The organism is Corynebacterium tuscaniense (genome assembly GCF_008693065.1).
GTDB lineage: Bacteria > Actinomycetota > Actinomycetes > Mycobacteriales > Mycobacteriaceae > Corynebacterium > Corynebacterium tuscaniense.
In genome coordinates this window covers 1-7,322 of the sequence record NZ_VXKH01000071.1, presented here as the reverse complement: position 1 = coordinate 7,322, position 7,322 = coordinate 1, and the positions used below count along the sequence as shown (strand labels likewise).

The 7,322-nt window shown below is 58.5% G+C and carries 10 protein-coding genes and 1 tRNA gene; 2 read left to right on the top strand and 9 right to left on the bottom strand.

Annotated features, from left to right (window positions below):
• Positions 1-98: 98 nt before the first annotated feature.
• The 5 genes from F4V54_RS09580 to F4V54_RS09560 form a co-directional block, all read right to left on the bottom strand.
• A complete protein-coding gene (locus F4V54_RS09580; RefSeq protein WP_249041280.1) occupies positions 99-785 on the bottom strand; it encodes an IS3 family transposase in 687 nt (228 codons plus the stop codon).
• Positions 785-1,102, bottom strand: coding sequence for a transposase (locus tag F4V54_RS09575; protein WP_150386986.1), 318 nt, complete (start codon positions 1,100-1,102; stop codon positions 785-787). The genes F4V54_RS09580 and F4V54_RS09575 overlap by 1 nt, the downstream gene beginning before the upstream one ends.
• Positions 1,103-1,502: 400 nt before the next feature.
• Positions 1,503-2,039, bottom strand: coding sequence for a hypothetical protein (locus tag F4V54_RS09570; protein WP_052093138.1), 537 nt, complete (start codon positions 2,037-2,039; stop codon positions 1,503-1,505).
• A 153-nt stretch (positions 2,040-2,192) separates the two neighbouring features.
• Positions 2,193-2,265, bottom strand: a tRNA-Arg gene (locus tag F4V54_RS09565).
• Positions 2,266-2,343: 78 nt separating this feature from the next.
• Positions 2,344-3,057, bottom strand: a complete 714-nt coding sequence (locus tag F4V54_RS09560) for a hypothetical protein (protein ID WP_150386985.1) — start codon at positions 3,055-3,057, stop codon at positions 2,344-2,346.
• A 104-nt stretch (positions 3,058-3,161) separates the two neighbouring features.
• Here F4V54_RS09560 and panB point away from each other — a divergent pair, with 104 nt between their 5' ends.
• On the top strand, positions 3,162-3,980 hold the full coding sequence (panB, locus tag F4V54_RS09555; RefSeq protein ID WP_150386984.1) for a 3-methyl-2-oxobutanoate hydroxymethyltransferase: 819 nt from the start codon (positions 3,162-3,164) through the stop codon (positions 3,978-3,980).
• Here panB and panC read toward each other — a convergent pair whose 3' ends face one another.
• From panC to F4V54_RS09535, 4 genes are all read right to left on the bottom strand, one after another.
• Positions 3,981-4,778, bottom strand: coding sequence for a pantoate--beta-alanine ligase (gene panC, locus F4V54_RS09550; protein WP_150386983.1), 798 nt, complete (start codon positions 4,776-4,778; stop codon positions 3,981-3,983).
• The gene (locus tag F4V54_RS09545) at positions 4,750-5,082 is read right to left on the bottom strand and encodes a transcriptional regulator (protein ID WP_376997328.1); all 333 of its coding nucleotides are present in this window, start codon (positions 5,080-5,082) and stop codon (positions 4,750-4,752) included. Before F4V54_RS09545 ends, panC begins: the two co-directional genes overlap by 29 nt.
• Positions 5,079-5,531: a hypothetical protein gene (locus F4V54_RS09540; protein WP_146014979.1), complete on the bottom strand. Its 453-nt coding sequence runs from the start codon at positions 5,529-5,531 to the stop codon at positions 5,079-5,081. Before F4V54_RS09540 ends, F4V54_RS09545 begins: the two co-directional genes overlap by 4 nt.
• A gap of 103 nt (positions 5,532-5,634) precedes the next feature.
• Positions 5,635-6,366, bottom strand: a complete 732-nt coding sequence (locus F4V54_RS09535) for a DUF981 family protein (RefSeq protein WP_150386982.1) — start codon at positions 6,364-6,366, stop codon at positions 5,635-5,637.
• A 127-nt stretch (positions 6,367-6,493) separates the two neighbouring features.
• Between F4V54_RS09535 and F4V54_RS09530 the strand changes: the two genes are divergently transcribed.
• Positions 6,494-7,322: DUF1906 domain-containing protein (locus F4V54_RS09530; RefSeq protein ID WP_150386981.1), on the top strand; the 829-nt coding region annotated here is incomplete at its 3' end.

The window sequence follows — 7,322 nt, the reverse complement described above, 5'->3', positions numbered from 1 at the left end:
ATCAGCTTTGCGCTGATCTCGTTGACCCTCGATGGGTCATGGGCTTTCTTCGGTGACACCGTAGTCATTATCGGTGAAACTCCTTCTACGTCAGAGCCTCACACACAAAATTCCTGACACCCTCCAACGGACTGGGCAATCCCCAGGTCGCGGCAGACGTCCCAGAGCTTCTCGCTGGTGAATTGGGCTCCGCGGTCAGCGTGAAACACCAGCCCATCAGGAACGTCACCACGCAACGTGTGCGCCATCCGCAGGGCCCGTTCGACCAGGGAAGTATCTTGAACGCTATCCATAGCCCAGCCCAGCACCCGGCGGGAATGGCCATCGCGGATCACGCACAAGTACAACCAGCCCTCTCCGGTGCTCAGATAGGTAATATCCGACATCCACACCCGGTTGAGCTCACCGGCATCAAACATACGCTTGACTAGGTCAGGAAGTGTGGACGTACGCTTAGATTGAATCGTGGTCACCGGGACGAAGGCACGCGGTGAGATCCCTTCAATGCCCATCAGACGCATCCGCTTGGCCACAGTCTTACGATTGAGCGCAATACCGTACCCCTCGGCAAGTTCCGCAGTGATCCGCGGGGCACCGTAGACGTGATCGGAGTCTGCCCAAATCTGGTGAATCTTGCAGTCAACATCGTCATAAAATGCCGTTCGATCATCATTTCCGGATAACCGTTGTTCCTGCTTATTGACCCATTTGTAGTACCCGGACCGTGACACTTTCAACAGACGTGCCATGCGTTTGATGCTGTAGTTCGCCTTCTCCTGTCGCATTAGCTCGAACTTTTCTGTTCGCGTTGCTTCGCGGCGAAGAAGGCTGTCGCTTTTGACAAAAACTCGTTGTCCATCCGGGCCTGTGCCAGCTCACGGCGCAGACGAGCATTCTCGGCCCGAAGATCTATCTGACTCATCCCATCAACAGCACCTTGTCGCTCCCGCTCATTTTTAACCCACTTGCCCAAAAGCCCCGGGGCGACACCGATCTCTCGGGCCACATGAGCGATTGGACGCTGCGACTCAATCACGAGATTCGCAGCTTCACGCCGATACTGAGGCGTGTACTTCTGGCGTTGTTGACTCACAATGAACATCCTCTCCTACGGACACAACATCCGTACAAGTCAGGTGTCCACTAAACGAGGGTAACCTCAGTGGGTAGAGGTCTTGTTCTGGGGCGGTGTAGAGATAGGGGAACCCTGCAGTGTTGGCGCATGCTGCGGGGTTTCCTGATGGAATATCTGCTTAAGGATTAATGCTAGGCCGGAGTGATTTTCTCCAGGCTGCTCGCAGATTTATTTTAGTATCACTACTTACTATCGCTACTATCGCTTGATTTTTTCTTTAGTTGCAATATTGTTGAAAAAATAAATGTAGCAACTGCAATAGAAATAGTAGATGGGTAAGGTGAATCCAAACCTATAAGATTACCAGTCAGATAAGTGGCCAATGCACCTATCGTCGAGACTGCGGTACTCCGCGCTACCACCTGCATTATGCACACCAGATGAGGGAACCGACACCTGTTGCGATACCACCAGTCACAGCAGTGGCGCCAGCGCCAGCGACGCATCCCACACCGGCAAACCATACCCCACCTACGCAACCTGGTGCGGCTCCACCAACGACTCCTCCGGCTGCGTTTTTCCCGACGCAAGACCAGTAGCCGCGAGGTGCTATCCCACCCTTCTCCGCGTCGATGAGAATACTCGTTGGTGATTCAATAGTGTAAGAAAGGTTGATTTCCCTACCGTCGTCATAGACGATTTTGTCACTCAATCGTTCTAAGCTCTGTCCATCTTTGCTGGTAATATCGATAAAATCTCCATTTTGGGAAATGGTAGCATTTTCAACCTTTAGGCGGAGCTTATTTTCATCGACGCGGCTGATGTTATATGTTGACTGTCCTTCCTGCGCACTGAAACTCTCTTGGTCAGATTTCGGAGTGAGTTCGGTAGCTTGGCTGGTTAACGGAGCCGTTGCCAGAAGAGTTACAGTAGCAGATGCTGCTAGGAGTCGGTGAAGCTTCATGTGGAGATCCTTTCCTGAATACGGAACAACTATGGTGTCTACCACATTTCTGTGCGGGAATCATCGCGTCCCCTTTTGACCCTTAACCCCGAATTTGCCCAAGAGTCAGGAAACCCCCGCAGCCTGTATGTGCAGGTTACGGGGGTTATTCTGTGCCCCAGACTGGAATCGAACCAGTGACACCGGCTTTAGGAGAGCCGTGCTCTATCCACTGAGCTACTAGGGCAACGGGAATCTACGTTACCGCACGGTCATCAGCGGGCGAAAGACGCGGTCTGAACTTGGCGTTGTCCCAGGCTGAGACTTAGAGTCGCGCGAGGACCTGGTCGAGTGTCTCGTTGGCTGCCTGGATGGATTCATCCGAGTAGTCTTTGATCACGACATTGACGTAGGCGCCGCTTTTCTCGGCGGCGACGTTGTAGATTGTGGCTTCGATTCCATCGTCGAAAACTGAGTGCGAGATGATTGCACGTCCCTTGTTCGCGTCACCTTCGAATGGGATTTCCTTGTCCGTGATGTGCTGCGTGTAGCCGTGCATCGTGACGGTGTACTTGTCACAGGACCCATCAGATTTCTCCAGATCAGTCATCCGGTAATCAGCGATATCCGCGGCTTCCGCGATGAGCGTGAAACTATCGACGTCCAAATCAGCCATCGTGTAATTGTCCGCACTCATTCTCTCAGCGTGGTTCGCCCGCGCAGGGTCTGTGACGCTCTCCGCGCATTCAACTGGTTCAACTTTCACGTTATCTACCGCGTTTTCGGCTTCCGCATCCCGAGACATTTGGATGAATTCTTCGATCTGCTCCGGCGTGCGAACGACGATGGACTGGCCTTTGTAGGTGATGCCGTCGAGAAGCGCGCGGTAATCCACGTCCTTGGGAGCCTCGGAGGCGACAGTATCATCGTGGCTCTCTGCTGCAGGAGGTGCTGCCTGGTCGGCGTCTTCAGTGGCGCCGCACCCAGCCACGGCCATGAGGCTGACTGCGGCGAGCACTGCACTAAATGCTCTGATCATGCGCCCCAGCATATGCACGCACAGCGCAGCACGCTGGCCGAGCGGGAGAATTCAATTCCTAGGAAATTCCAAGAATTGCCGTCACGACTGCCTAGACTGTCCGCATGACTGGATACTTGGTTCCCACCAAAAAAGTTCGGGTAGCGGACTTGAAGCAGAAGAAGGCTGACGGGGAAAAGTGGGCGATGATCACTGCCTACGATTACTCCACGGCACGGGTATTCGCGGAGGCGGGCATCGAGTGCATGCTCGTCGGTGATTCCGCGGCGAATGTTGTGTTTGGTTATGAGACGACGAACCAGGTCTCCATCGACGAAATGACCTACCTCGCCGCAGCCGTCGTGCGCGGCGCGGGTAATGCGCTGGTCATCGCTGATCTGCCATTCGGGAGCTATGAGGCTTCCGACGAGCAATGCGTACGCAGCACCACCGAAATCATTCACCGCAGTGGCGCGCACATGGTCAAGCTCGAAGGCGGGGTGCGCATCGCGTCGCGGATCAAGGCCTTGAAGGACGCGGGCCTGGCAGTATGTGCACACTTGGGCTTCACGCCGCAGTCGGTGGACAACCTCAGCGGTTTCAAAGTTCAGGGCCGCGATGACTCCGCCGACCAGCTCCGCGCGGACATGGAGGCCGTGGTCAACGCGGGTGCAGACATGGTCGTCTTCGAGATGGTCCCCGCTCCCCTTGCAGCAGAGCTCACCTCGAAGAGCCCTGTGCCCACTGTGGGGATCGGTGCCGGCCCGGATACTGACGCGCAGGTTCTCGTCTGGCACGATCTGGCGGACCTCCCCGCCGGCGGCCACCGCGCGCGTTTCGTTCGTAAGTTCGGCGCCGTGGGCGAGGCTCTGGGCAAGGCTGCTGCAGAGTACAAGCGCGCTGTCCACGAGGGAGAATTCCCCGCGGAAGAGCACTCCTTCTAGCTAGATTTCTATCGCAACGTTGTCGATGAGCCGGGTCTCCCCCACCTTCGCCGCAACGAGCAGGCGGGCGGGACCGCGGTAGTCGGCGGGGAGTTCACCAAGCTCCGGGGTGGTCACGGCGAGGTAGTCGAGGGCGACATTGGGGGCGGCGTCGAGAAGCAAGCTCGCCTCCTCGTACGAACCGGTAGCCAGCGCGCGGGACAACACGAGGGCAGCCTCGCGCTCTTCCTCGCTGAGGTAGCGGTTGCGGGAAGAAAGCGCCAAGCCACTCTCCTCGCGGACAATCGGGCAGCCGTGCACGCGCACGGGCAGGTGCAGGTCCTCCACCATCTGCCGAATGAGCGCGAGCTGCTGGTAATCCTTCTCTCCGAAGAACGCGTCGGTAGCGCCGGTGAGGCAGAACAGTTTGGCCACCACGGTGAGCACGCCCGCGAAGTGAGTGGGACGGGTCTTGCCCTCGAGGACAGAACCCAAAGGCCCGGGGTGGATGGTGGTGCGGGGGCCGTGGGGGTACATCGTGGATACGCTCGGCGCGAAGACGGCGTCCACGCCTTCGGCCTCGAGCTTGGCCAGGTCCTCGTCGAAGGTGCGCGGGTACGCATCCAGGTCCTCGCCCGGCGCGAACTGGAGCGGGTTGACAAAGATGCTCACCACGACCGGATTGCCCAACTTCTTAGCCTCACGGACGAGCGAAATGTGACCACTGTGCAGGGCACCCATGGTGGGCACGAGGGAGACGCCGGGGGCGCCGATAAGCAATTGCTGAAGCTCAGCGGGTGTTCGGGTCAGGCGAGTCATGCGGCTCAGCGTAGCGCTTGAGTGCTTCGAGGTGACCTTCGAGGGCCTGCTCCCCCGCGCGCGTGAGCGTGACCCACACGGTGTCCTTCGCGCGACTGGACCCGTACTCGCGGAAACGGGTGATGTAGCCGTGCTCCTCGAGGGCCGAAAGCTGCTTCGACAGCGTGGCATCGGAGAGCTCCGTGATCTCCCGCAGCCGCGCAAAGCGCATCTCGCAGCGAACGTCCCCCTCCGTCGCACCGGCAGCGCGCAGGGCTGCGCAGATCTTCAGGCGGTTGAGCGGATGAATAACCGGGTCGATCAATGGTATTTCCTCCACGTCAGGCCGTAGCCCGCGATCATCACAGCGGCGGCAAGAACTCCCACAGTGACCCCGACGATCAGATTGCCGTCCGGGTAGCGGTCCGCGAAGACCTGCATTCCGATGTACGCCGCCGCGTACAGCACCATGAATGTGAAGAACCGCTTCCAGCTCCACGCCCCCTCATCTGGCTGCACGTCCTGCTTCATGGCTGTGCGCACGGCCTTTTTGCCGCTGAACTCAAGGACCATCATGAGAAACAGCGATGCAAGAAGGACCAGCAGCCCCCACACCTGGCCCGCCAGCATGAGGCCGATGCCAAGGCCGAATACAAGACCAACAGCCACGATCATCGGCCACGGGATGGGCACTTTGGCGGCGTGTGCCTCGACTTCACGGACCGCCTCAAGCGCGTCACGTGCAGCGCTCGGATCGATCTGCTTACTTTCCATAATGGAAAGCATATTGCTTATCGACGCTCCCCGCCACCCACCAAAAATCCCCACACCCCCTCCCGCTTCCGGGAGGCGACGCGGGGATGAAAGTCCGCGTGGTTTACATCGTGTTCACGATGAGACCGATGTGGGTGTAGAAGTTCATGGCACCGAACAGCAGCCAGATCGCACCCGAAATGAGCCACAGCCACTCGATAGTCTTGAACAGGCCCGAAATGGTGTCCTCGTTCGTGCTACGAACAGCGAATGGAAGCAGCACAGCGCCAAGACCAACCATGGTGAACAGCACACCAAGGAAGCTTGCCTCCATCATCGGCCAGTCTGCGAATGCACCGGAGATCGGTTCCTCAGCCGGGGCAGCAAACAATGTGTACACAACGCCAGCCAACGCGATACCAAACAGGGCAAGACCAAGGCCAGCGATGAAGATCGTGGCTGGGCGCAGCGTCTTCATCGTGCCGTGGAAGCTCGCCTCAGAGCCAACCGCGTAGTACTCGCGCTTGTTCCACAGGAAGAAGGCCGCAGCGCCCAGGAGCACACTGAAACCCAGCGACGTTTCACCAAAGACAATGTTGTCAAAAGCGAAGTCTGGCGCCAGTGGCCAGGTCAGGGACATGTGCAGGCCAGTCGGGAAAAGAATGAGGGCCAGCGCGCCGAAGGTCAATGCGTAGCCCTCTACCCCCTCGAGCTTTCCGTTGCGAAAATCGCGGAAGAACATGGCCACGGCGATAAGGCCAGCGCCGACGGCCAGGGCCATGATTGTGTTGTAGGTCGGCATATTGCTCCAGTCGATAAGACCTGGGGACTGTTCACCAGTGAAAAAAGTATTCATAACTTGAACCGTAGCCCTTAACATCCAGACTGGCAAAGACAGGCATACTTCACGGCAACCTTTTCACCATCACTTTCAGAAGTGACCATTGTTATATTTTGTTATAAATGGTGCTATTGTTTCTGCTGTGAATAACTCTCTTAAATCGAACCGTCCCGGTTCCACCAGCATCTCCCGCCGCTCTTTCCTTGGCAATGCCACCCTGGCCACCGTGCTAGGCACTGCCGGACTCGTCGGCGTATCCCACCTCCCCAACGCCATCGCACAAGGGCGCCCCATTGGTACTGTGCTCGATTACTCCGCCGGCGTACCCTCCGCCCGCGCCGTCAAGTCAGCCGGACACATGGGCGCCGTGCGCTATGTCTCCCAGCGTCGCCCAGGCGCGGCATGGATGCTGGGCAAACCCGTTGGACTCAAAGAAACACAAGACTTCGCTGGTAGCGGCCTCTTCACCGCATCCGTTTACCAGTTCGGCCGTGCGGGAACCGCCGACTGGCTCGCCGGCGCAGCCGGTGCCACCGTCCACGCCCCACAGGCGATTAACCTGCACCGCGCAGCAGGCGGACCGAACGGCAAGCCAATCTACGTGGCTATTGATGACAACCCCACGCGCGCCCAGTACGAAAACCAGATCCGCCCGTACCTGCGCGCCTTCCACGAGCGTCTCGCAGCAGCCGGCCTCCTCACCGGCGTGTACGGCAACTGGAACACTATCCAGTGGTGCGTCCAGGATGGCATCGGCTCATACTACTGGCAGCATGACTGGGGTTCCGGTGGCAAGCTACACCCGCGCGCCAACATTCACCAGAAGGCCGGCTGGCAGGTCACCATCGATGGCGTGCAGTGCGACGTGAACAATGTTTACACCGCCGACTGGGGCCAGTGGCAGGCCGGCGGTCGCGTCGTCGCTCCACCCCCGGCTTCGGCACCGGGCCGGCCCGGTGCCCCCGCCGCAC

Excerpts from the sequence above, each read along its gene's own strand:
- F4V54_RS09535 (WP_150386982.1), bottom strand. The coding sequence starts at position 6,366 with ATGAATACTTTTTTCACTGGTGAACAGTCCCCAGGTCTTATCGACTGG.
- F4V54_RS09575 (WP_150386986.1), bottom strand. The coding sequence starts at position 1,102 with ATGTTCATTGTGAGTCAACAACGCCAGAAGTACACGCCTCAGTATCGG.
- F4V54_RS09580 (WP_249041280.1), bottom strand. The coding sequence starts at position 785 with ATGCGACAGGAGAAGGCGAACTACAGCATCAAACGCATGGCACGTCTG.
- F4V54_RS09540 (WP_146014979.1), bottom strand. The coding sequence starts at position 5,531 with ATGGAAAGTAAGCAGATCGATCCGAGCGCTGCACGTGACGCGCTTGAG.
- F4V54_RS09570 (WP_052093138.1), bottom strand. The coding sequence starts at position 2,039 with ATGAAGCTTCACCGACTCCTAGCAGCATCTGCTACTGTAACTCTTCTG.
- panB (WP_150386984.1), top strand. The coding sequence starts at position 3,162 with ATGACTGGATACTTGGTTCCCACCAAAAAAGTTCGGGTAGCGGACTTG.
- panC (WP_150386983.1), bottom strand. The coding sequence starts at position 4,778 with ATGACTCGCCTGACCCGAACACCCGCTGAGCTTCAGCAATTGCTTATC.
- F4V54_RS09560 (WP_150386985.1), bottom strand. The coding sequence starts at position 3,057 with ATGATCAGAGCATTTAGTGCAGTGCTCGCCGCAGTCAGCCTCATGGCC.